A 24,112-nucleotide genomic window follows, 5' to 3' on the forward strand; every position below is an offset into this window, starting at 1 on the left:
GGACTTTTTTGGGGCAGGTTTTAACTTTAGCACTAGCAGGAGTGATCATGCGCGCAGAAGCAATACAAAAACAAGAGCACCACACTTATTTGCCATCACACTACACCACAATTTTAGACAATGGCTTACAAGTCGTGGCAGTACCCCTGAAAAATAAAAGTGGCGTGATTGAGGTAAATGTTCTTTACAAGGTAGGCTCACGCAATGAAAGAATGGGCAAGAGTGGGATCGCCCACATGCTGGAGCATATGAATTTCAAGAGCACCAAGCACTTAAAAGAGGGCGAGTTTGATGCCATTGTTAAGAGTTTTGGAGGGGTGAGCAACGCTTCTACTAGCTTTGATTACACCCGTTACTTTATTAAAGCCAGCAATGAGAATCTGGAAAAGTCTTTGGAATTATTTGCCGACATGATGGGTTCTTTGCAACTCAAAGAAGATGAGTTTTTACCCGAACGGCAAGTTGTGGCAGAGGAGAGATTATGGCGCACGGACAATTCCCCGCTAGGGTATCTCTACTTCCGCTTTTTCAACACGGCTTTTGTCTATCACCCCTACCACTGGACACCCATTGGCTTTATGGAGGATATTAAAAACTGGAATATTGAGGACATTAGGGCGTTTCATTCCCTCTATTACCAGCCCAAGAATGCAATTTTGCTCGTGGTGGGGGATTTAGACTACAAACAGGTTTTTGATCAGGCTAAGAAATATTTTGGTCCCATCAAGAACAAAACCACAACCACCATCCCCAAAGTCTATACCCAAGAGCCCATCCAAAATGGTTTGCGTGAGACCGTCATTCACAAAAAAGATTTATCTTTAGAGTGGATCGCCCTTGGGTGGAAAGTCCCGCCGTTTTTGCACAAAGATCAGGTTGCCCTCAATGCACTGGCTAAGTTGCTCAGCGAGGGGGATAGCAGTTTGTTGAAAAAAGGCTTGGTGGATCAAAAACGCCTAGCCTCTCAGGTGTTTGCCCAAAATATGGAGCTCAAGGATGCCAGTGTGTTTTTATTTGTGGCGGGGGCCAACCAACATGTGGAGGCCTCCCAAATCCGCAAAGAAATCTTAGCCATTATTGATAACATCAAAAAAGGGGGTATCACCCAACAACAGCTAGACAAGGTCAAGGTGAATAACCGCGCGGACTTCATCGCTAGCTTAGAAGATTCCTCTGATGTAGCCGAAATGTTTGCCGAATACTTGACACAAGGAGACATCAAGGACATGGCACAGTACCAAGAGGAATTTAACGCCCTAGAGATCAAAGACATTGTGCGTGTAGCTAACGAGTATTTTCGCGATGAAGCCTATAGTGTTGTAACACTCAAACCCTAAGAAGTGCCCATGCATGCCCTCAGTGCCCTAATCACACCCTTTAAGGAAAATTTGGAAGTGGATGAGAGTGCTTATGCCTCCCTTATTGAGCGCCAAATTGGGCTAGGTATGGATGCTTGCGTGCCGGTTGGCACCACAGGCGAATCAGCCACACTCACCCACCAAGAACACATGCGTTGCATTGAGATCGCCCTAGAGGTGTGCAAACCCAAAGGCATCAAGGTCTTAGCTGGTGTGGGGAGTAACGCCACCAGCGAGTCGATCATGCTTGCTAAGTTTGCCCAAAAATGCGGGGCTAGTGGGATTTTATGCGTGAGTCCCTATTATAACCGCCCCACTCAAGAGGGGCTTTACCAACATTACAAGAGTATCGCTCAATCTGTGGAGATTCCTTTGATTCTCTATGATGTGCCCGGGCGCACAGGCGTACAAATCGAGGTTTCTACTGCAGTGCGTTTGTTCCAAAATGTGGAAAATATCATCGGGATTAAAGAGGCATCGGGCATGGCCCAAAGACTGGTGGATTTAGTACACTTTGCCCCGGATATCCAAATTTACAGCGGAGAGGACAAATTAAACCACATCATCATGGCAAGTGGCGGGGTGGGGGTGATCTCTGTTACAGGGAACTTGCTTCCTAATAAAATTGCTGGCATGGTGCAGGCGTGCTTGGAGAAGGATTGGGACACCTCCAAGGAGATTCAAAACGAACTCTATGAGATCAACACGGCTCTTTTTTGTGAGACCAATCCGATTCCAGTGAAGGCACTAATGTACATGGCGGGTCTGATCCAAAATTTAACTTATAGACTCCCGCTAGTGGCACCCAGTGCTGAGCATATGCAGTACTTGGAAACCATTTTAGAGAAATATGAGGTATTAAAATGAATGAGATGGGCATGCGGGGTAAAACCCTAGTGGTGAGTGGAGCGACTCGGGGCATTGGTAGGGCTATTTTATACCGCTTTGCCCAAAATGGTGTGAATGTGGCTTTCACCTACAACAAGAACCAAGAGGAAGCCCAGCGGATCGCCACCGAAGTGCAAGAACTCTATAAAATCAAAGCCAAGCCCTATCATTTGGATATTTTAGAGCCCGAGCAATATGTGGATCTTTTTAAGCAAATTGACACCGACTTTGAACGGGTAGATTTTTTTGTATCCAATGCGATCATTTATGGGCGCTCTGTGGTGGGCGGGTTTGCCCCTTTTATGCGTCTTAAACCTAAAGGTCTAAACAACATCTACACCGCCACGGTCTTAGCCTTTGTGGTGGGGGCGCAAGAGGCAGCTAAACGCATGAAACTTGTGGGCGGGGGCGCGATTGTGTCCTTAAGCTCTACGGGCAACCTAGTTTATATGCCCAATTACGCTGGGCATGGCAATTCTAAAAATGCGGTCGAAACGATGGTCAAATACGCCGCTGTGGATTTGGGCGAATTTGGCATTAGGGTGAATGCCGTGAGTGGCGGGCCCATCGACACGGATGCACTCAAAGCCTTCCCCGATTACACTGAGATCAAAGCCAAAGTGGAGGAGCAATCCCCTCTAAAACGCATGGGCAACCCCACCGACCTAGCCGGGGCGGTGTATTTCTTGTGCGACCCCGAGCAAAGCGCATGGCTTACAGGGCAGACCATTGTGGTCGATGGGGGCACCACTTTTAAATAGGAACAATGTTTTATTATACAAACTGGCAATACAGAGTGTTGAAACGGGGTGCGATGGGACTTGATTTAAAGAGGGAACTCGGGCAGTTTTTTTCTCCTCAAAAGCTTGTAAATCAGTGTTTATCGCTCATCCGTTACAAAAATGGTCGGTTGCTAGAACCCTCTTGTGGCAATGGGGCTTTTAATGCACGGCTGGATAACAACGCTGTTTTCATTGAATTAGATAGGAGCGTGATTTGTGATGAAAGGGTGCTCAACATTGACTTTTTTGACTACCCCGTCAGCGAAAAATTTGACACCATCATTGGCAATCCACCCTATGTCGATCGTAGATTATTTAAGATCGCTCATAAAACAGCGATCAGAGCGCGCACGAACCTTTACCTTTACTTCCTTGAAAAATGCTTCCACCATCTCAAGAAGCATGGTGAGATGATTTTTATTGTGCCTAGAGACTTCATCAAACTCACTTCTGCTAGATATGTCAATCATTTGCTCTATGAACACGGGACGATAACCGATTTCTATGATTATGGTGATCAAAAGTTTTTTGGCGGTGCCTGTCCCAATGTGTGTATTTTTAGATATGAAAAGGGCAATTTTTCTTATTTAACCAATACCTTCTATGGTAAGCGGCACTTGCTCATTAGGGATGGTATCCTCTCTTTTCATAAGACAACAAACGTAAAGCCCATTGGTGCCTACTTTGAGATAAAGGTAGGGGCGGTCAGTGGCAAGGATGAATTATTTGAACATGAAAATGGCGATGCGTTTGTGTGTTCGCAAACAGCCAAAAGTGGTAAGCTTAAAAAGATGATTTATGAAAGGCCTGATCGGGTCTTAGAACCGTATAAGGAAATTTTGATCCAGCGCAAAATCAAGCACTTTACAGCAGAAAATTGGTGGGCTTGGGGGCGGCCTGTCAATTTCAGATTTAATGAGCCGCGGGTTTATGTGAATTGCAAAACAAGGAATGCAAACCCTTTTTTTATCAACGAGTGCAATCGATGGGATGGATCTGTGTTAGCACTCTTCCCAAAAAAGGGATTGGATTTAAAGCATGCTCTCCATACATTGAATGAAATTAATTGGGAAGATATGGGATTTGTAACGGGTGGGCGCTACATTTTTTCTCAAAAATCACTTCAGGAGGCTTTAGTTGATGCTAACTTATTTGAATAATATCATCGCTTACCTCAAACAAAAGCCGGTCGTTTTGAATGCAAGTAATCGAGATGGACGCATCAATTCCATTAGCCACGAGGACCAAATTTTGGCTGTCTTGACTGACAAGTTTTCAGAGGTGCAAATGTCCCCCCCTCGTTGTTGGTATGATTTTAAGATTGTCAAGGACTCCCAAGGGATTTTTGTCAACATCAAGGTCTCGGACCTCAACAACAATAGCGCAGACAACATTTCTGCCAAATTGGGCATGGGTTATGCCTTAACGGGCGTGCAAAACCTGCCCACCCCTTGGGAGAAATTCCATGCTATTTTAGCCGAACAACTTAAATTGGGCTATGACTATTATTTTTTGGTTGTGAATAAAAATGACCCCAAAGATTGTTTTTGGACTTCCCTAAAACGCATTGAAACCTTAAATTCTACTGGCAATAACCTACCTTTCCAATGTAAGTGGAACAAGAATCGGGGATTTTCTAAGCGCAATGAGATCGAAGCCACGCGATACATTTTAAACGTTTATTGGGAAAGCTGGAAGAAAAGAGTGGAGGGCTATCCCTCCCATGAGATCTCATCTAGCATCGATCAAAAAATCTGTAATTGGTCTTTAAACGGTGCAAATACTTAGTCCATCCATGATTTTAGCGTGGTAGAGTTTCCATGACCATCCACATCCAAGAAAACAAGGACTTCCAGATTGCCCGTAGGACTATCTTAGTTGCCCATGTTCTCTTAGCTCTCACCACCTTAGGGGCATTCTTTGGCTTGGCTGCTTGGTTGCAAAAAAGCGGGGGGCATGCAGAGCAGTTGGGCGGATTTTTCACCTCTCCCCTTATGCGTGTGTTGCTATTTTGCATGTTAGTCGTGTTTGTGTTCCAAGTTATGGGCTATTACAAGCTGGCAAAAGTGAGCCGTAATTTGTTGATTTTTCGCTGTATCGCCTTCCCCTACATTGCCGATGCGATTCTTTCCTTGGTAGCCCTAATACTTTTCCCCAAAGCCAGCTTAGATCAATTGTTCCACATCAAATCCATTACTTTTCTTTTATACCTCTACTATAGCTACCGACTTTTTGATGAATTGAGCCGTGTAACCCAAGATCGCGCCTTTAAACGGGGTGTGTTGCTCATCGGGGGGGCTTTGGGGTTGTTGTTCCTCCTAGCCAATCTAGGACCCACTCTTGTTGCAAATTGGGGTATTTTACTTGTTGCGAGTATGGTGGTTGGCTGGGGCATGATCTTTTTGGGTTTTGTCAGACTCAAACAAATCTCCACACCTTAAAACGATGCGAGGCATGATCCGCCACATCCCCAATATCCTCACCATTTTGCGCATTGTTTTGGCTATCTTTTTACTGTTCTTTATCCTCCACGCCCCCCATTTTTTTAAGGCATCCCAGACGACCTTAAATTCTATGGGAGCCTTGATTTTTTTACTCGCTGCGCTCACAGATTTTTTAGATGGTTACATTGCCCGCAATTATCAGCTCAAAACTCTTTTTGGCGAAATCTTTGACCCTTTGGCCGATAAGATTTTGATTTTGGCGGCTTTTTTGGGTTTAGTCTATTTGAACCGCATTAATCCGTGGGTGCCCTTTGTGATTTTAGGGCGCGAATTTTTCATCGCTGGTTTGCGCGTTTCTGTTTCTAATATGGGCAAGCACATTGCCGTGAGTCGCTTGGGCAAGTATAAAACATTCTTGCAAATCTGCGCGATTAGCTCTTTGCTGGCTGATTGGCGTATTGGTAGTGTCGTGGTGGGGCATTATTTGGTCGCCCTAGCACTGTTTGCAACTCTGTATTCGGGCATGGATTATGTGATCAAATATTACCAAATGGTGCGCAATCCATGAGTTTGTTATTTTCTTTAGTGGCTCTGGGTTTTTTGATTTTTTTCCATGAATTGGGGCATTTTTTGGTGGCGCGGGCGTGTGGCGTGCATGTGGAGGTTTTTAGTATTGGCTTTGGGCGGAAAATTTGGGCTAAAATGCATGGCGAAACCCAATACGCCCTCTCGCTCATCCCTTTGGGGGGGTATGTCAAACTCAAGGGACAGGACTTTGAAAACCCCTCTTTAGAGCCAGATAGCTACAATAGCAAGACTCCCTTGCAAAAAATCGCTATTTTGATGGCTGGACCCCTATTTAATCTCTTGTTAGCCTTTGGGATTTACTCAGGTTTAAATCTAATCGGGCAAAAGAGTCTAGCCCCTATTGTGGGGTCTTTGATACCCAACATGCCTGCTGTGCAAGCTGGATTGCAAGCTCAAGATCGCATCTTAGCTATCAATGGCGACCCCATTGCTGATTGGCAAGCCCTCACAAAGGCCGTCCAAAAATCTCAAGGCACTTTACAAGTAACCTTCAAGCGTGGCACACAAACCCTAACCCTCCCCATCACACCCATCACCCAAGAGCGTACAAATATTTTCCATGAACATGTGGCAAGCAAAGCCATTGGGATCGCACCCGCTCAAGCCTTTGTGGTGTTGCGCTATAGCGTATTAGGGGCCTTTAAGCACGCTGGAGCGCAATTAGTGGGCATGGTTGGCCTTGTGCTCCAAGGCTTAGAAAAGTTAATTGTAGGCGTGGTGGGTGTCTCAGAGTTAAGCTCTGTAGTGGGTATTGTGGATTTTATGGCGCACCAAAGCGATTGGAGTATTTTGCTCTTGAGTGTGGCGTTTATCTCGATCAACTTGGGCATTCTCAATCTTTTACCCATTCCCATGCTCGATGGTGGGCAGATTTTATTTGTTTTCTATGAAAGCTTGGCGCGCAAAAAGATCGGTCTTAAGAGTATCCAAGCTCTCAACATGCTTGGTTTGGGGATTTTAATTACACTGATGGCCATTGGGCTTTTTAACGATCTAATTAGACTCTTGCACGCCTGAAAAGCCCCCCATAGCCAAACTTGGCGATCCTAACCGCCCCGCATACCGGATCAATGTGTGTGGAAAAACTCTTGAATTTTGGCCACATCCTTGGTTTTTAACAAGGCTAGTTGCAATAAAACCCGTGCCTTTTGTGGGTTGAGATTATCGGGGGTGATAAAACCATATTTGGCATCATCAACCTCTGTAGAGCTCACAAGTCCGCCCCCTGTGCGGCTCGCACGCACAACAACCACACCTTCCTTAACCGCCTTGCCCATCGCATTTAAGAGTGCACTCCCCGGATTGCCATTCCCCATACCCGCAACCACAATCCCCTTAGCCCCATTGATGATCGCATTTTCTAACAGAGATACTTTGCAATCCACATGGGTATAGATCACCACTACCTTAGGCAATTCTTGGATTTTCTCCAAACCCAGATCGCTTTGCAGGGTGTGTTTTCTCAAAGACTGCATGTAAAAATGCACCTTCCCATAATAAATACTCCCTATCTTGCCACAATTAGGCGAGCAAAAAGCATGGACACTACTCGTATGGGTTTTCACCACCTCGCGCGCGCAATGGATTTCATCATCCATCACCACCAAAACGCCCTTACCCACACTTTCTTTATTCAAAGCCACTGCTACCGCATTGTATAAATTCAGTGGGCCATCAGCACTCATACTTGATCCATTACGCATCGCCCCCACTAGCACCACAGGCTTAGAAGTTTTGAGCGTGAGGTGTAAAAAATAGGCACTCTCTTCCATGCTATCTGTGCCATGCGTGATCACGAAACCTTTGATCGCCTCTTGTTGCGCCAAGGTTTCAATGCGTTCTAATAATTTAAACCAAATACCCCAATCCATATCTTGAGAGCCCACATTGGCAATCTGTTCACCCTCAATATCTACGACATGGTGGAGTGGTGGCAATGCCTCTAATATGCGATCAATGCCCATTGTGGCACTAGTATAAGCCCCACTAATCTGACTCTCACTCCCTCCAGCAATCGTCCCGCCTGTGGCTAACACCATCACTTTTGCCTTCATTTTGAAGTCTCCTTTAAGTTTTTTGGGCATTTTAGCCTAAAAGGCTAAATTTAGATACAGGCATGGTTAGCACGGGCTTATTTTGCCCTCTACGGACTTTTTTATTCTTTAATAAATGCCATTTATAGCAAGTATTATTAATTAAATAAGTAATATAAATTGATATAACTGCTATCAAGTTTTGGATTTTAAGCCCTAAATCTTAGCAATATTTGAAAAAGAATGCTAAAATTTGCAAATTCCATGCTATAATGCACTTGGTTTAAAAGATTTGGAAAGGTTGGATTTGATGAGTGTCAAAAAAGAGTGGCTTTTAGAGGCTTTTATTAAAGCTTACCTAGATAGCCACACGCCCATTGGATCGGAGAGTTTGCGTCTGCTCTTGCAAGGAGAGGACATGCAGATTTCTTCTGCCACCATCCGCAATTATTTTAAACGCCTCACTTCTGAGGGAGCATTGCGTCAAAGCCACACCAGTGGTGGGCGTATCCCCACCACCCAAGCCCTCAAAGACTATTGGCGTGCCAAGTTAGACACCGCCACACTCTTAGAAGTGGATCTGAGTAAAATCCAAGAAGCCAGTGTCCGCTATGGAATCTTTAGTTTTGTTGAGCGTTACAAACAAGCCATCTTGCTAGGTGTCTATAACTTCCAAGAACGCTTTTTGATCCTGGATTTTGGGGCGACTCAGATGTTGCTAGCCTATAGCAAGAAACTCGAGTCCTTTTTAAAAGACTTGGTGGGGTTGGGGTGTCAGGCTATCCAAGATGCTGCGTTATTAGTGTGTATCACCAGTCTGGCCAAGCAAATTAAGAACTTCTATCAAGAACGTTTTTATTTTGGACTCTGTGCTCTAGCCCAGCTCTTGCTAGCCCAAACCAAGCATGAAAAGCTATTTTTGGAAATTTGCGAGGGGAGTGTTTTTTGGCATCTCAAGCAGGGCTTGCACTTTGAGCGTATTTTGCCCTTGGGCTTTTTGGGGGTGGTGCAATCCATCACAACACAAGGGCTAAAAAGTAAAATGCTTTGTGTGGGGAGCTTGGAGCGGGATTTTGAGGGGTTTTACAGCGCGATCACGCGTGCATCTTAAGTGAAAGGGAAGAGAATGGCAGAAAATGAAGAAGTGGTGGATCGAGAGGGAGAGATTATCCAACCTAATTTGGATAAATCTGAAAAACCAGAGATTGACTACCAACTCAAATTCAAGGAGGCGCAAGATTTATATGTGCGCACCCATGCGGATTTTGAAAACGCTAAGAAAAGGCTAGAAAAAGACAAGGCGATGGCGTTAGAATACGCCTATGAAAAAATCGCTAACGATCTTTTGCCCGTGATTGATGCGTTGCATGCCGCTTTGCAGAGCGCACAAAAAGAGGAGGAAACCAGAGAGGCACAACCCATCTCTAAAGGGTTAGAACTCACCTTGCACAAAATGCATGAAGTACTCGCCAAACATGGCATTGAGTGTGTGGAGTGCGTGGCAGAATTTGACCCCAGCGTGCATAATGCGGTCATGCATGTGAGCGCAGAGCATAAGCAGGAAGGGGAGATTGTAGAGGTCTTCCAAAAAGGCTACAAGTATAAAGAGCGTTTATTGCGCCCTGCGATGGTGAGCATCGCTAAAAACAATTAATCTTAATACAAAGGATATAAAATGGCAAAAGTGATCGGTATTGATCTAGGCACAACAAACTCTGCAATGGCAGTTTATGAGGGCAATGAGGCAAAAATCATCGCTAACAAAGAGGGCAAGAACACAACCCCCTCAGTGGTGGCTTTCACCGATAAAGGTGAAATCTTAGTGGGTGAGAGTGCTAAACGCCAGGCGGTTACCAACCCGGAAAAAACGATCTATTCGATCAAACGAATCATGGGGTTGATGAGCAATGAAGACAAGGCACAAGAGGCTAAAAAACGTTTGCCCTATAAAATCGTGGATCGCAATGGGGCTTGTGCCATAGAAGTTGCGGGCAAAACCTACACCCCCCAAGAAATCTCGGCTAAAATTTTAATGAAACTCAAAGAGGATGCTGAGAGCTATTTAGGCGAACCTGTTACAGAGGCGGTGATCACCGTGCCCGCTTATTTTAATGACAGCCAAAGAAAAGCCACTAAAGAGGCGGGCACCATTGCGGGTTTAAATGTGTTGCGTATCATCAATGAGCCTACTTCAGCTGCCCTTGCCTATGGCTTGGACAAAAAAGAATCTGAAAAGATCATGGTTTATGACTTGGGCGGAGGGACATTTGATGTTACTGTGCTTGAAACAGGCGACAACGTCGTAGAGGTTTTGGCCACTGGTGGGGATGCTTTCTTGGGAGGCGATGACTTTGACAACCGCGTGATCGACTACATCGCCAAAGAATTTGAAAGCGAGAACGGGATTGACATTAAAAAGGACATTATGGCGTTGCAACGCTTGAAGGAAGCTAGCGAGAATGCTAAAAAGGAACTCAGTTCCGCACAAGAGAGCGAAATTAATCTGCCCTTTATCACAGCGGATGCGAGTGGTCCTAAACACTTAGTTAAAAAAATCACCCGTGCCAAGTTTGAAAGCTTGATTGATGATTTGATTGAGGATACCATCAAGAAAATTGATAGTGTGATCCAAGATGCGGGCTTGAGCAAGGGGGATATTGCAGAAGTGGTCATGGTGGGGGGTTCTACGCGTATCCCAAAAGTGCAAGAGCGGGTTAAGGAGTTCATCAACAAAGATTTAAACAAGTCGGTTAATCCCGATGAGGTTGTGGCTGTGGGGGCGAGTATCCAAGCGGGCGTGTTGAAGGGTGATGTCAAAGATGTCTTACTTTTAGATGTGATTCCTCTAAGCCTAGGCATTGAAACTTTGGGTGGGGTGATGACTAAGGTCATTGAAAAAGGCACGACCATCCCGGCTAAAAAAGCCCAAGTATTCTCTACGGCTGAGGATAACCAGCCTGCTGTGTCCATCTTGGTCTTGCAAGGTGAGCGCGAATTTTCTAAAGACAACAAGTCTCTAGGTAAGTTTGATCTCACCGGGATCGCCCCAGCTCCTAGAGGCGTGCCCCAAATTGAGGTTACCTTTGACATCGACGCTAATGGAATTTTGACCGTCTCGGCTAAGGACAAAAACACCGGCAAATCCCAAGAGATTAAAATCTCTGGTTCGAGTGGCTTGAGCGATAGCGAAATTGAAAAAATGGTCAAAGATGCGGAGTTGCACAAGGAGGAAGATCGCCGCCGTAAAGAGGTGGTGGAGGCTAAAAACCAAGCCGAGAGCCTCGCACACCAAACCAAAAAGAGCTTAGAGGAGCACAAAGCCGGTCTAGAGCCCAGTGATGTGGAGAAAATCCAAGGCGCGCTCAACGATTTAGAAGCCACTCTTAAAGATGAGAGTGCAACTAAGGAGATGGTAGAAGCCAAGATGAAAGCCTTAGCGGAGAGTTCGCACAAGCTCACCGAGGCGATGATGAAAAAGGATCAAGGGGCAGCACAAACATCTAAGAAAAAAGAGGATGATGTGATTGATGCTGAAGTAGAGTAGGGGGTGGAACCCACGCATTTAGGGAGTCTTAGCACCCAAGGTAACCCTTTCTGTGGAGGGGGGAACACCTTGCGTTGTCCCAAGCATGGATGGGTTTTTAGACTCCAATTCTCTTACCTACGCCAATGGGGCATGTAAGAGCCCACTTGATCCGACCAGCTACACTTTAGACAACCACACCCTAGCCCTAACAAACGCAACGAGTCTCACCAATCCCTGCCTCCTCACCAAAAAGGGGATGATGCACACATCTCCAAGGATAGACTCTTAATCTGTGCCAACTTTGAATCCCAAAGCACCCAAAAGGCGTTAAAATCTTGGATTTACCAACCCACCGTAAAGCCTCTAGCTTTAGTTGTGGGGAGTATGTCAAGAGATCATGTCTTGCACTTCAGCACGTAAGGCTTGAGAATAGAGGCCAATTTTGCTAGCCAAACTTTCCACACACTTGAACTCACAGAAGAGATTTTAGAATCTCAAGAGAGCTTTAGGGTGATGGTGCTCAAAATCTGTGCCGAAGTTCTTGCTTGCGTGGTGGAAAAACATCTGCCTTTTGAAGACTTCTCAATTGGCTTTACCGGCAATCCAACACATATGAAAGTGTTTTTTGGTTCCACTTCACCAATGTCTATACACACACTTACTGGTGTAGTTGCGGGGTTTGTTCGTGCAAGATTAGGGCACAATTAAGCTTATATTTAACTAGGACTAGCTAGAATAGCGATCGTTTTTTATTTCAATCACAAAGGGTCGGTTTATGCGTCGGTTTTTAGGAATTTTTTTGATGGGCATGTTGTCTTTGGGTGTTGCAAACGCTAAAGATTACTCTAGTCTAAGTGGTCCAGAGTTGCTCAAGTTAGCCGGTAAGGTGCCAGCTGAAGATGCTTTGGATTTGCGTGCAGCGGTCCATAAGCATGTTGAGAGCTTAAAAACAGCCAAGGCTAAAAATAGCTTCAAATGGAAATTCAAGCAAGCAGCTGAAGCCCACTTTAAGAAAATGAAAAAGAAAGATTTTGTGGCTATGCGCGAAGAAATCCGCAAGGAATTTGAAAGTGCCACAAAAGAGCATTCTCCTGACGAACTCAAAGAAATGGGTCTAGCCGGAGTCCATGTTTGTAAGGGTGAGGTGCGTAAAGTGTGGTGTGCTTCTAAAAAGAAAAGGGGAGCGCATAAGGAAGGTGCTCACAAAGAGGGCAAAGCCCACGGACACCATGGCGGACACCATGAGGGTGGTCATAAAGGCATGGAGAAATCTGGTACTGGTAAGGGCGGATCTATGGAACACATGGAACATGGCGACAAAGAAATGCCAAAAGCCCCTGCTAAGAGTGGTGGTGCTGGAGAACAAGCTCCAAAATCAGAGGCACAACACTAGTAGTCTATAGTCTGGAACTTTAGGGTCCTTTGGGACCCATGCTTTTATTCCTTTCTGTCTTTTTCTCTTTTTTAAATTTTCAGTGTTGGGAGGTGTGTATGAAATCTGTAAAATTGGGCTTATCGTCTTTGATCTTGGCTGGTTTATGCACAGGCTTGTGGGCAAATGAGGTCTCTTTTAAAAATAAGAGCAACCAAGAGCTAATCGAGTTAGCGGGCAAAGTGGCTCCCAATGAGGTCCCAGATTACCAAATGGAGCTCTTTAAGCGCATGAAGGGCATGGGTGCGGAGCAAAAAAAGGAATTCCATGACCAACTAAAAAAGGCCGCGGATAAAAACACCGAAAACATGACCATGGAGGAGTTTGAAAAACGCCGTGAGGCTATCCGTGCAGCTATCAAAGCGCGCATTGCTAAAATGACGCGTGCAGAATATAAAAATAGCGGTTTATCTGTCAAGTCTTGTAATTGCCATGCTAGGTGTAATTGCGATGTTGCAGGGCTTGTACCTGTGGCAAACACGGGCACAAGCACGATCGCAAACACAAACCCGGGCATGAGCACCACGAGCACGAGAATAAACACGAATCCTAGTCGCATTCTAGCTTTTCTTGAAGACCCGTCTAAAATGGGTCTTTTCTTATAATGACCACATAGTTACCATACATAACATTTTGAGAATTTAGTTGGGTTTTTGTTTCCTTTTAAGGCTTAGATAGAGTGTTTTTGTGCTACACTTCTGGGTGAATCCACTAGGGTTCTAAATAAAATATAAAGGATTTTCCCAATGAAACACAAAGAAGTTGTTTTAACCACCGCAACGGGAACGCCCATTGCCAATAACCAAGATGTTTTGACTGCAGGTCCAAGAGGTCCAGTGCTCTTACAAAGCACTTGGTTTCTAGAAAAATTAGCCCATTTTGATCGCGAGCGCATTCCTGAGAGGGTGGTGCATGCCAAGGGTAGCGGGGCTTATGGCACTTTTACAGTTACCAAAGACATCACTAAATACACCAAAGCTAAAATCTTTAGTAAAGTGGGCAAAAAAACCCCTTGCTTCTTCCGCTTTTCCACCGTGGCAGGTGAAAAAGGCTCTGCTGATGCTGAGAGGGACCCACGTGGCTTTGCGATGAAGTATTACACCGAAGAGGGCAACTGGGATTTGGTCGGCAATAACACCCCTGTGTTTTTCGTGCGCGATCCCATCAAATTCCCCGACTTCATCCACACCCAAAAACGCCACCCACAAACCAACCTACGGGACAACACAATGGTGTGGGATTTTTGGAGCAATGTGCCTGAGAGTTTGCACCAAGTTACCATTGTGATGAGCGATCGGGGTATTCCCGATGGTTATCGCCACATGCACGGCTTTGGTAGCCATACCTTCAGCTTGATCAATGCCAAAAACCAACGCTTTTGGGTGAAGTTCCACCTTAAAAGCATGCAAGGGATCAAGAATCTCACCAGCGAAGAGGCTGCTAAGGTGCGCGCACACGATCTAGATTCCGCCCAAAGGGATTTATTTGAAGCCATCGAGCGGGGCGACTACCCTAAATGGAGAATGTCTATCCAAGTGATGCCTGAGAGCGAAGCCAAGACCTATCGTTTCCATCCTTTTGATGTTACCAAGACTTGGAGTCAAAAAGATTATCCGCTGATCGAGGTAGGGATTGTAGAGCTCAACAAGAACCCAGAAAACTATTTTGCCGAGGTGGAGCAATCCGCTTTCACCCCTGCTAATGTTGTCCCGGGTATTGGCTATAGTCCCGATCGCATGTTGCAGGGCCGTCTTTTCTCTTATGGGGACACACACCGCTACCGGCTAGGCGTTAATTACACCCAATTACCCGTGAATGCGCCCCGTTGCCCCTTCCATAGCTCTTCTAGAGATGGTTTTATGACCAATGGTTATTATGGTTCCATGATTAACTATAACCCTAGTTCTTTCCCGGGCTATAAAGAGGATCCCAATGCCAAAGAGCCTAAACTAGACTTAGCCAAGCTAGAGGATGAGTTTGCTGCCTATGACTATAATTTTAGGGATTATGACACAGACTACTACACCCAACCTGGCGATCTCTACCGCCTCATGCCCAAAGATGAAAAGGAGAGGACTTGCCTTAACATCGTGCATTCTATGCATGGCGTGCCCGATAACATTGTAAAACGCCAAATCGAGCACTTCAAAAAAGCCGATGCTAATTATGGCAAACGGGTTGCAGAGCTGTGGGCACAAATGAAACGCATGCATAAAAACAAGGCATAGATTAGGTTTGGAGCAAATATGCAACGCAGAGATTTTATCAAAACGGGCATTATGGGAACGGGTATGTTGGTTGGGGCTGGCTTTTTGGGGGCTAGCCAGTCCCCTTCTCCGAAGTCTAAAAGACACCGCCTCCACCTGGATTATGAAATCCATGTAGCGTCCTCCAAACAAACAAAAATGTGGGTTCCCCTCCCCCTAGCCACAAACTACCAGCAACCCAGCAATCTTCGTGTGCATGGCAATTATACCCATTTGGAGGCTAGGGACGCTGATCAGGTGCCCATGTTGCATGTGGTGTTTGACAAGCAAGAGCCCGTTAAGCGCGTGCAGATTCAAGTGGATGTGTGGCAACTAGATGCTATTTCTGCCAGCCAAGATTCACAAGACTTGGCGCGCTTTTTGGAACCCACGCGCTATATCCCAGTCAATCTAGAGACTATCAAACAAGCAAAGGAGTTGGCCGGGCTCTCTGCCAAACAGAGCGTGGATCGCTACTATGCGTGGGCTAAGGACCATGGGACAACCGCTACCTTTGTTTCACTATGCAGGAGTGCAGGTATTCCAGCTAGAGAGGTGCAGGGTTTTGAGTTAGGGCATAAGTTGGCTTTAGGCGTGAAAAGCGAGGTCTTTTTGCCTAGTGCGGGTTGGGTGCGCTACGATCTGCAAGGTGCGCGCAATTCCAAATTAGATGGGCGAGGTCGCTGGATAGGGGATTTTGTTGCGCTCAATTTTCAAAAAGATACGCCCTTGGATCGCTTCTTAATCGATTCGTTTAACGGGGCGTTTGCTCTGATTGATGGGGATAATTTGGCTTACTACGATGCGAGCTATTTTATCCAAGATCTGAGCTATAAGACACTCCACGCCGTTTAAAAAGAGTGGAGGCGGGTTGGCGTAGGCTTAGTATGGGGATCGGATGGAATTTTTAAAAAAACTCCTTATGGAGTATAAAACGAAACTCTTTGTGATTTACTGGCTCCGTTGGATGCTTTCCGCTGTGGTCATGTTGCCCTTCATGCTTCTGTTTGAGTGGATGCACACCCCCCTTTGGCTCAATCTTTTCTTAGGGCAGACCATCGGGGCCGTCATTTTCTTTAAGATCGATAAATTTATCTTCCGCAAGCAAGATTAGTTTTAGTCTTGCCTGAGCAACCGCGCCACAGACTCCAAGTTTAGAAATCCCAGCGTGGCACTGGATTTTCTTTAAACACACTCCAACATTAAACGTGCCATTAAGGATAATTCCAACTTGTCAGAAAAGTGTTCTTTGTTTTGAGCAGGCAGAGTGCTTAAGCGTGTGGTGGGGTTATTCCCATAGAGATCAAGATGTTGGATGTGGCATTGCTTGCCCAGTTTTTGTGTCCAAAAAGTGGCTTGTTTTTGGGCTTTTTGCACCAAGACACCTTGCAAAGAAGTCCAGTCTAAATCTTCTGTTTTGAAGTGCAGGGCTGGGGTATTGAGCACAAAAAGCGTGCTCTTAGCCGCCACTTGTGCAATTTTATCGCGCAAGGTTTCATATTGGGATAGCGCGGAGGCTTTGAAGCTACAGCCCATATCCGCATAGAGTTTATAGCCAGTCAAAACTTGCCTGTTGTCCTTATCAAAGGTGTAGTTGGGCTTGAGGCTATAACTGGTCGCATGGCACAAGTTGGCATTTTTAACAAGCTTATTGATCTCTGAAAAGCCCGCTTTGATACTTTCCTCTTGTTGGGGGCTTAGAACCGGCGCACTCAGTAGGGCATTTGCACTGCTAAAAACAAGGTGTGTAGTGTAGGTTTTGGGTGTAACCTCTTGGGTGGTTTGGATTTCTAAGGTGATTTGGGTTTTATCCTTGTTGGATGCGTGCTTACTCAAGACAAAACGCTCAAAGGCTAATCCGCCTATGAAAAAACCCAAAAAAACAAGCCCCATCCCGATCGTAGCTAATTTCTTCATGTCATCCCCTTAAGTTAAATGGGGGTGATTCTAGCGATCTTAAGACAACATAGCCTTAAGAGACAGGCATTGCATCTAGACTCCGCAAACGCGCTACCATGTCATCTACCTCGCGTGTGTTATAATGTGCTTTGAGATGTTCTAACACCTCATTAATAAGGGACAGTCCATCTTGGCTGACCGCCTTTTCTAGCTCAATATTGACTTGCTTGTTGGTCACCACGCTCCGATAAACATTCATTTTCAAAATGATCCACTCGATGTGGCGCATCACATTTAAAAGCCCCATTTCCAATTCCTGATTATTGCTTAGGCTCTTGTGGCTATCGGTTACAAATGTCTGTAAAATCTTTAAAAACTCATCAAAGTGGGTGTTAATCCCCGTGCTCAGTTGGGCAATTTCTGTAAATTCCTGCCCTAACTTGTCAATCCCTCCTTTAAACTCGCCAAAACTGCTTTTAATGCTCCCCACCTCCTTAGCCACCCTCTCAGCTAATTTTCTAATCTCATCAGCCACCACCGCAAACCCACGCCCATGTTCCCCGCTACGCGCAGCCTCAATGGCAGCATTTAAGGAAAGCAAATTGGTCTGATCGGCGATGTCGCTAATCACATTAGTAACTTGCATCACAAAATCCATGCCACTTTCCAACTCACCCATCACAACATTAATGTTGGTGCAATTTTCATTGAAGTGGAGCAAATCGGTATGGATTTTTTGGATCGCATCTTGGTTTTTTAGCGAGTTTTTTTCAATATTTTGTGCCAACTCCTTATTCTCTATACACTGATCGATGCGTGTGCTAAGCTTGGTCAAAACATCTCTAATGCCCTTAGCACCACCATCCATATCGGCTAATTGCAACACAATGGCATTGTTATTAGAGGCAATGATTCCCTCTACATGGGACTCGGCATGCTCGGCATATTGTTTGAAAACCCCACGATAACCCCCATAAAACATATTGCGGTAATCCTTGCCATCTTTGGCTGCCTGCACACAAGCATTCATCTCTCTAAAAACCGATTCCACTTGATCTAAAAAATCATTCAAGCCATGCATGATGTTTTTGTATTTGCAATTCTCATCAATATCGATAATGCGCACTTCCAAATACCCATCTTTAATGGCATTAACAAATTCCTCGATCTTGCTTAATGCTGCATCTTGTTTTTTATCAAACAACCCTAACATGTGCGTCCTCTATAATCGTTGTAGTTTATTGACCCATTCTTCGTAGCCACAGCCTTGTTTGTCTAGTAGCTCTTGCAAACGCGTGCCACTTGTCTGCATGCCATGCCTTTTTTCCATCTCGAGCAAATCCGCATAAATGGGCGTGATAATATCCAAGGCTTTTCTGTTGGGCGCGCGCCGCACAGAGTAATAACCAATGGGTTTGCCATCACCATCAATAGAGGCGGTTACATTGGCAAAGACCCAGTAAAAATTCCCATCAAAGGTTTTGTTTTTGATGTAGGCAAAAATCTCTCTTTTGTCCATGATCGCCTCCCAAAGCATTCTAAAAATGACCTTGGGCATTTCTGGATGCCTCACAATATTGTGTGGCTTGTGCAAAATCTTTTTTTCGCTACAATGAACAATGTCCAAAAAAGGCTTATTGGCATAGGTAATAGCACCTTTTAAGTTGGTCTTGGTAACCAAAAAATGATCCGGCTTAACAAACTTTTCCATAACTGCGTCCTATTTAAAGAAGTGTAGATTCTGGTGCAATCCACATTTTATAATCCTCAAACAATCGCCTCTAATTGTAACAAAACATGCTTACCTATAGGTAAAGCCGCTGTAGCTGCTGGGCTAGGCGCATTGCATACATTGACCGTGCGTTGCGTGTTGTAAAACAAAAAATCCTCAATAAGTTCTCCACTCCCACTCACCGCTTGGGCACGCACACCAGAGGGGTGGTGTTCTAGGTCCTCAAGCCTTAAAGAAGGGCAGTATTTTTGCACCAAAGAGAGATAACTTTTCTTGCAACAAGAGTGTTTAAACTCGCATAAGCCAACTCTAAAGTGCTTCTTGATCACGTGCCGCACACCCTTGTGCCCTAACATTTCCTTACAATCCCGCCAACTCACATCAAGTTTAGAATACCCCTCTCGCTTGAGTGCCAAGATGGCATTAGGCCCCACGGTGATACCCCCACCAACCATGGGGGTCAAATGCACGCCCAAAAAGGGCATATCCGGATCGGGAATGGGGTAGATCAAATGCTTGACAAGATTATTACGATCGTGAGTGAGTTTGAAATATTCCCCCCTAAAGGGGCAGATTGTAAAATCCGGTTTTAAGCCTAGCATTTTCACCATGCGATCGGCATGCAAGCCCGCACAGGTGATCAAATAATTGCACTCAAACACCCCGCGCGTGGTGGTGATTTTCACCCCCCTAGCATGCTCGCTCAAACCCACTACTCCAGCATTGTAAAAGACCTCTCCACCTTGTTGCGCAAACAAAGTCCGCATGGTCTGCACAATAGCCGGGTAACTCACAACCGCACTGGTGGGGAAGAAAATCCCCCCCAAGCCGGTGATATTGGGTTCTTTCTCTCTGAGCTCCTGAGCATCCAAACGTACCCGTTCCAAGCCATTTTCTTTAGTGCGCTCCCAAAGCTCCTCCATGCGTTGCATTTCTAGTTCATCGCTGGCTACTAGTAGCTTCCCACATTCCTCATAGATAATCCCATGATCCTCACAAAAGGCCTTAGTCGCTTTGTTGCCCTCATAGCAAAACTGCGCTTTGAGCGTGCCGGGGGTGTAATAGACTCCTGCATGGATCACCCCGCTATTGCGCCCGGTTTGGTGCAACGCACTGGCATTCTCTTTTTCTAAAAGGGCGACTTTGGAGTTAGGGTATTGTTCCAGCAACTGCATCGCCACCGAATGCCCTAAAATGCCCCCTCCGATGATGATGAAATCATAGATAACAGCCATGCTAAAAATTTTTGAAATTTTTATAACGGCTAAAGGGGTTGGTGCTGAAAGAAAAATAACCCCTTTGGCGCATCAATTCCCGGCGTAAGCCCGCATGGGGTTTGAATTTATCCCGCCCATGCAACCAAAAAAGATTGTTGATCAGCAAAAACTGCCCCACGGGCACGGGGAAAGAAAGCTTATGTTTGGAACTCTCTAAAGAATCGCCCAAATCTGCCAAATAGACTCCCTCTTCATAGTCTTTGGGCTGGGCAAATTGATCGATGTAAAGCATGACCGGCTTGGCATGGCTGTCGGCCTCAAAGACGGGGTGGTAGACATCTTGGGTAACATTCTTGCTCGGTGGGGCCGCCCAACGCATGACCCTTTTGGCCATGTGATGGTTGTAAAACTTACCTAGATCCTCCCAATCATCTAGGTGCAAGAGTTGCGAGTCCCCACCCTCCATGTTTTGCTCATCGATCTTATACATCAACACATAGTCGGTAACCTCATTGACATAAGTCCCGTCATTGTGCAATTCTAGGGGTTTGTCAGGTTTCCTTAGGTAGCTGTCCGAATTGTCCGTATTGAGCACCGCCCAGCGGGCATAATATTGCCCGGTCATCTGATCGAAGTTGGATCGTCCGATCAAATGCACAAAAGCCGTGGCGATTTTCACCATCTCATCGCCCTGCTCAGCACGATTAATCCCCTCTGGATTGACCAACAACGCCCCCGCATCCCGATCGCCTAAAGCGCGTTCCAAAAAAGGTTTGAGCTGGTGATCGCAGATTCGATCTAAAATCTGAGCCACCCGGAAGCGCAAGAAAGATTTGTATTCCAAAGCCTGCACCGGGTAAATTTCAATTTCTTTCAAAAATTGCGCAATGCCCTCTTTGCTGATCGTAACCTGCAAGAGTCTATCAGAATAAGGAGTGGGTTTTACGCATAAATTTTGAGATTGGATATGATAAGCCATTTGTTCTCCTTTTCATAAAATCAAAGTCAAAATGCCATGACACTCCATATATGCGCTGGTATTCTACCACAAATGTAGCTGGTTGCTTGTTTGGTGAAATCCCGTGCATGGCATGGGATTAAAATTGGGAACAAACTTAACACCAAAACCCCACTATGCCCGATAGCCTTTGACAAGAACCTAGCCTCTGGCGCTACTTTTCCTCTAAATCCACGCACATGTATTTGAGCTCCAAATAATCCTCCATGCCATATTTAGAGCCCTCTCTGCCCAATCCGCTCTGCTTGACCCCGCCAAAGGGTGCGGTTTCTGTCGAGATGATCCCCGTATTCACGCCCACAATCCCATATTCTAAAGCCTCGCTCACGCGGAAAATGCGCGCAGGGCTTTGGGTATAAAAATACGCCGCTAGCCCGTATTCTGTGGCATTGGCTTTGGCAATCACCTCTTCTTCATCCTCAAAGCTAAACAAGGGGGCTAAAGGCCCAAAGGTTTCTTCTTTAGCAACCAACATCTCTTGATTGACATGGGTTAAAATCGTGGGTTCAAAAAAGCTCCCCCCTAAAGTGCTGGGCTTGCCCCCGCTTAAAATTTTTGCGCCCTTAGAGGTGGCATCGGCGATGTGTTCTTGCACCTTGTCCAATGCCTTGAGATCGATTAAAGGCCCTTGCGTGGTGCTCTCTTGCAAACCATCGCCCAATTTCAAGCCCTCAACTTTTGTTTTCAGCATCTGGCTGACTGGGTCATAAATGCTCTTTTGCACATAAATGCGGTTAGCGCACACGCAAGTTTGCCCGCTGTTACGGAATTTAGAAGCCAAAATCCCCTCCACAGCCTTTTCTAAGTTGGCATCCTCAAAGACAATGAAGGGCGCATTGCCCCCTAGCTCTAGGGATAATTTTTTGATACTAGGTGCACTTTGTGCCATTAAAAGCCGCCCCACTTGTGTAGAACCTGTAAAGCTGATCTTGCGCACCAAATCGCTCCCACACAGCACCCTAGAAATCATGCTAGCCCCTCCACTCACCACGCTTAATACCCCGCTAGGCACGCCCGCTTGCATTGCTAAAACCATGAGTGCATACGCGCTTAGGGGCGTTTGGGTAGCGGGTTTGACAATCATCGAGCACCCACAGGCTAGGGCGGGTGCGGCCTTGCGCGCGATCATCGCACAAGGGAAGTTCCAAGGCGTGATCGCCCCACACACCCCAATAGGTTGTTTGAGCACCAAGATTTTTTGATTTTTTGCTACACTGGGCAGAATATCCCCATCAATGCGCCGGCATTCCTCAGCAAACCAGCGCAAGAAATTTGCCCCATAGACAACCTCGCCCCGCGCCTCTTTTAGGGGCTTGCCCATCTCTTGAGTTAAAATACGCGCCAAATCCTCTTGGTGCTCCAACACCAAAGCATACCACTTGAGTAGAATGTTGGCACGCTCTAGGGCTAACTTGCCCGCCCATAGTTTTTGGGCTTTATGCGCTTGCTCAATGAGTCCTTCTAGCTCCTCTTGGCCAATATCCTTCACAAAGGCTAGGGTTTTGCCCGTAGCCGGGTTAGTGACCGGAATAAAGCCCTCTTTTTCCTGCTGGCTCACAAAGGGGTGATCTAGGAGTTTGAAATTCATCTTACAGCCTTTTTAATGGAGTGTTCTAAAATCTCAAGGGCGCGATCAAATTGCTCTTGAGGGATGGTGAGCGGGTAGAGAAAGCGAATCACATTCCCATAACCCCCACAGGTCAAGAGTAAGAGCCCTTGATCCATCGCCTCTTTTTGCACCCCCTTAGCCAAATCTGGGCTAGGCTTGCCCTCTTTAAAAAACTCCATAGCCACCATGGAGCCTAGCCCCCTAACCTCAGCAATCTCCTTAATCTCTTGTTGGAGGGTTTGGAGCTTCTGGGTGAGTTGCACGCCTAGGTTTTGGGCTCTTTCATTTAGCCTTTCCTCTTTGATGATCTCTAGCACCTCGAGGGCGGCAACTGTGGCTAATGGGCTACCCGCATAAGTCCCCCCTAGTCCCCCCGGACTAGGTGCGTCCATGATCTCTGCTTTACCCACAATCCCCGAAAGGGGCAAGCCCCCGCCCAAACTCTTAGCCATGCAAATCAGATCGGGGCTGACATTAAAATGCTCCATTGCAAACATCTTACCTGTGCGTGCAAAACCAGTCTGCACCTCATCGGCGATCAGAACAATCCCATGCGTGTTGCAAAACTCCCTAAGCTCCGCCACAAACTCCACAGGTGCGGGGTTAAACCCCCCCTCGCCTTGCACGGGTTCAAAGATGATGGCCGCCACATCTAGCGGGGAAATTGAGCTTTTGCAAATGTGCTCCAAGCTTTTAATACTATCGCCTACACTCACCCCGTGCAAGGCATTGGGGTAATAGGCGTGATAAACCCCCGGGTTACCCACACCCAGCTCGGCTTTATAGGGCACGACCTTACCAGTCATGCTCACCGCCATCGAAGTACGCCCATGGAAAGACCCCCCAAAGGCAATCACGCCATAGCGTTTGGTGTGGGCTTTGGCAATTTTGATCGCATTCTCGGTAGCCTCCCCTCCTGTGGTGAAAAAGCATGTCTTTTTGGTCCCCTCAATGGGCGCTAAGGCATTGATCTTTTCGGCTAATTCAATATAACTCTCATAGGGACTGACTTGGTAGGCGGTGTGTGTGAATTGATCCAGTTGTTTTTTGACCGCCTCAATCACGCGCGGGTGTCTGTGCCCCACATTCAAGACCGCAATCCCACCCGCAAAATCAATAAATTCACGCCCATCGCTACTTTTCAGCGTGGCATTATATGCCTCCTGCACGAACCAATCACACACAATCCCAATCCCCTTGGGCGTTGCGCTTAATCTACGGCCTAACAAATCTCCCATGATCGATCCTCAAATACTTAATTTAACGGGGGATTGTATAGCAACTAACTAAACAAATAACAAGTCCCCCCAAAAAACACCAGCCCTTAATGGGCTTTTCTT

Annotated in this window: 25 protein-coding genes; 17 read left to right on the forward strand and 8 right to left on the reverse strand. The window is 46.0% G+C overall.

Annotated elements, in window-relative coordinates; genetic code table 11:
- Positions 1 to 47 precede the first annotated feature (47 nt).
- The 8 genes from EAO36_RS00295 to rseP are packed head-to-tail and all read left to right on the forward strand — an operon-like array spanning position 48 to position 7,077.
- Entirely contained in the window at positions 48 to 1,337 is a 1,290-nt protein-coding gene (locus EAO36_RS00295; RefSeq protein WP_407925308.1) for a M16 family metallopeptidase, read from the forward strand.
- Positions 1,338 to 1,340: 3 nt separating this feature from the next.
- Positions 1,341 to 2,225 (forward strand): 4-hydroxy-tetrahydrodipicolinate synthase, encoded by an 885-nt coding sequence (dapA, locus tag EAO36_RS00300; protein WP_185962975.1) that lies wholly within the window; start codon positions 1,341 to 1,343, stop codon positions 2,223 to 2,225.
- Positions 2,222 to 3,007 carry an enoyl-ACP reductase gene (locus tag EAO36_RS00305; RefSeq protein WP_120947880.1) on the forward strand — a complete coding sequence of 262 codons (786 nt, stop codon included), beginning with the start codon at positions 2,222 to 2,224 and terminating at the stop codon, positions 3,005 to 3,007. Before dapA ends, EAO36_RS00305 begins: the two co-directional genes overlap by 4 nt.
- A 53-nt stretch (positions 3,008 to 3,060) precedes the next feature.
- Complete coding sequence (locus EAO36_RS00310; RefSeq protein WP_104640648.1) at positions 3,061 to 4,188, forward strand: Eco57I restriction-modification methylase domain-containing protein; 1,128 nt, start codon at positions 3,061 to 3,063, stop codon at positions 4,186 to 4,188.
- Complete coding sequence (locus EAO36_RS00315) at positions 4,169 to 4,816, forward strand: restriction endonuclease (RefSeq protein ID WP_120947881.1); 648 nt, start codon at positions 4,169 to 4,171, stop codon at positions 4,814 to 4,816. The genes EAO36_RS00310 and EAO36_RS00315 overlap by 20 nt, the downstream gene beginning before the upstream one ends.
- A 32-nt stretch (positions 4,817 to 4,848) precedes the next feature.
- On the forward strand, positions 4,849 to 5,469 hold the full coding sequence (locus EAO36_RS00320; protein ID WP_120947882.1) for a hypothetical protein: 621 nt from the start codon (positions 4,849 to 4,851) through the stop codon (positions 5,467 to 5,469).
- A 13-nt stretch (positions 5,470 to 5,482) separates the two neighbouring features.
- On the forward strand, positions 5,483 to 6,040 hold the full coding sequence (gene pgsA, locus EAO36_RS00325) for a CDP-diacylglycerol--glycerol-3-phosphate 3-phosphatidyltransferase (RefSeq protein WP_120955520.1): 558 nt from the start codon (positions 5,483 to 5,485) through the stop codon (positions 6,038 to 6,040).
- Positions 6,037 to 7,077 carry an RIP metalloprotease RseP gene (gene rseP / locus EAO36_RS00330; protein ID WP_120947884.1) on the forward strand — a complete coding sequence of 347 codons (1,041 nt, stop codon included), beginning with the start codon at positions 6,037 to 6,039 and terminating at the stop codon, positions 7,075 to 7,077. Before pgsA ends, rseP begins: the two co-directional genes overlap by 4 nt.
- A 50-nt stretch (positions 7,078 to 7,127) precedes the next feature.
- Here rseP and EAO36_RS00335 read toward each other — a convergent pair whose 3' ends face one another.
- Entirely contained in the window at positions 7,128 to 8,114 is a 987-nt protein-coding gene (locus tag EAO36_RS00335; RefSeq protein WP_120947885.1) for an asparaginase, read from the reverse strand.
- A gap of 289 nt (positions 8,115 to 8,403) precedes the next feature.
- Between EAO36_RS00335 and EAO36_RS00340 the strand changes: the two genes are divergently transcribed.
- From EAO36_RS00340 to EAO36_RS00380, 9 genes are all read left to right on the forward strand, one after another.
- On the forward strand, positions 8,404 to 9,204 hold the full coding sequence (locus tag EAO36_RS00340; RefSeq protein WP_120947950.1) for an HrcA family transcriptional regulator: 801 nt from the start codon (positions 8,404 to 8,406) through the stop codon (positions 9,202 to 9,204).
- 15 nt (positions 9,205 to 9,219) lie between these two features.
- Positions 9,220 to 9,747, forward strand: a complete 528-nt coding sequence (gene grpE / locus EAO36_RS00345) for a nucleotide exchange factor GrpE (protein WP_120947886.1) — start codon at positions 9,220 to 9,222, stop codon at positions 9,745 to 9,747.
- A gap of 21 nt (positions 9,748 to 9,768) precedes the next feature.
- Entirely contained in the window at positions 9,769 to 11,637 is a 1,869-nt protein-coding gene (gene dnaK, locus EAO36_RS00350) for a molecular chaperone DnaK (protein WP_120947887.1), read from the forward strand.
- A 405-nt stretch (positions 11,638 to 12,042) separates the two neighbouring features.
- Positions 12,043 to 12,327, forward strand: a complete 285-nt coding sequence (locus EAO36_RS08415; RefSeq protein WP_143928363.1) for a hypothetical protein — start codon at positions 12,043 to 12,045, stop codon at positions 12,325 to 12,327.
- A 67-nt stretch (positions 12,328 to 12,394) separates the two neighbouring features.
- Positions 12,395 to 13,012 (forward strand): DUF1104 domain-containing protein, encoded by a 618-nt coding sequence (locus EAO36_RS00360; protein WP_120947888.1) that lies wholly within the window; start codon positions 12,395 to 12,397, stop codon positions 13,010 to 13,012.
- 98 nt (positions 13,013 to 13,110) lie between these two features.
- Positions 13,111 to 13,656, forward strand: coding sequence for a DUF1104 domain-containing protein (locus tag EAO36_RS00365; protein WP_120955522.1), 546 nt, complete (start codon positions 13,111 to 13,113; stop codon positions 13,654 to 13,656).
- 141 nt (positions 13,657 to 13,797) lie between these two features.
- Complete coding sequence (locus EAO36_RS00370) at positions 13,798 to 15,279, forward strand: catalase (RefSeq protein WP_120947890.1); 1,482 nt, start codon at positions 13,798 to 13,800, stop codon at positions 15,277 to 15,279.
- 18 nt (positions 15,280 to 15,297) lie between these two features.
- Positions 15,298 to 16,152, forward strand: a complete 855-nt coding sequence (locus EAO36_RS00375) for a transglutaminase-like domain-containing protein (protein WP_120947891.1) — start codon at positions 15,298 to 15,300, stop codon at positions 16,150 to 16,152.
- A 43-nt stretch (positions 16,153 to 16,195) separates the two neighbouring features.
- Positions 16,196 to 16,411: a hypothetical protein gene (locus tag EAO36_RS00380; protein WP_120947892.1), complete on the forward strand. Its 216-nt coding sequence runs from the start codon at positions 16,196 to 16,198 to the stop codon at positions 16,409 to 16,411.
- 71 nt (positions 16,412 to 16,482) lie between these two features.
- Here the strand turns inward: EAO36_RS00380 and EAO36_RS00385 are convergent, their stop codons facing one another.
- The 7 genes from EAO36_RS00385 to gabT all read right to left on the reverse strand — a co-directional run bounded on the left by EAO36_RS00385 (position 16,483) and on the right by gabT (position 24,010).
- Complete coding sequence (locus EAO36_RS00385) at positions 16,483 to 17,214, reverse strand: hypothetical protein (protein WP_120947893.1); 732 nt, start codon at positions 17,212 to 17,214, stop codon at positions 16,483 to 16,485.
- A 55-nt stretch (positions 17,215 to 17,269) separates the two neighbouring features.
- Positions 17,270 to 18,409 (reverse strand): methyl-accepting chemotaxis protein, encoded by a 1,140-nt coding sequence (locus EAO36_RS00390; RefSeq protein ID WP_120955524.1) that lies wholly within the window; start codon positions 18,407 to 18,409, stop codon positions 17,270 to 17,272.
- A 9-nt stretch (positions 18,410 to 18,418) separates the two neighbouring features.
- Positions 18,419 to 18,907, reverse strand: a complete 489-nt coding sequence (locus tag EAO36_RS00395) for a PAS domain-containing protein (protein ID WP_120955526.1) — start codon at positions 18,905 to 18,907, stop codon at positions 18,419 to 18,421.
- 56 nt (positions 18,908 to 18,963) lie between these two features.
- Positions 18,964 to 20,163, reverse strand: a complete 1,200-nt coding sequence (gene lhgO, locus EAO36_RS00400; protein WP_120947896.1) for an L-2-hydroxyglutarate oxidase — start codon at positions 20,161 to 20,163, stop codon at positions 18,964 to 18,966.
- Between the two features lies 1 nt (position 20,164).
- Positions 20,165 to 21,124, reverse strand: a complete 960-nt coding sequence (gene glaH / locus EAO36_RS00405; protein WP_120947897.1) for a glutarate dioxygenase GlaH — start codon at positions 21,122 to 21,124, stop codon at positions 20,165 to 20,167.
- A 193-nt stretch (positions 21,125 to 21,317) separates the two neighbouring features.
- Positions 21,318 to 22,751: an NAD-dependent succinate-semialdehyde dehydrogenase gene (locus EAO36_RS00415; RefSeq protein ID WP_120947899.1), complete on the reverse strand. Its 1,434-nt coding sequence runs from the start codon at positions 22,749 to 22,751 to the stop codon at positions 21,318 to 21,320.
- Positions 22,748 to 24,010 (reverse strand): 4-aminobutyrate--2-oxoglutarate transaminase, encoded by a 1,263-nt coding sequence (gabT, locus tag EAO36_RS00420; RefSeq protein ID WP_120955528.1) that lies wholly within the window; start codon positions 24,008 to 24,010, stop codon positions 22,748 to 22,750. The genes EAO36_RS00415 and gabT overlap by 4 nt, the downstream gene beginning before the upstream one ends.
- Positions 24,011 to 24,112: the final 102 nt, after the last annotated feature.

The organism is Helicobacter mehlei (assembly GCF_003660265.1).
Classification (GTDB): Bacteria; Campylobacterota; Campylobacteria; order Campylobacterales; family Helicobacteraceae; genus Helicobacter; species Helicobacter mehlei.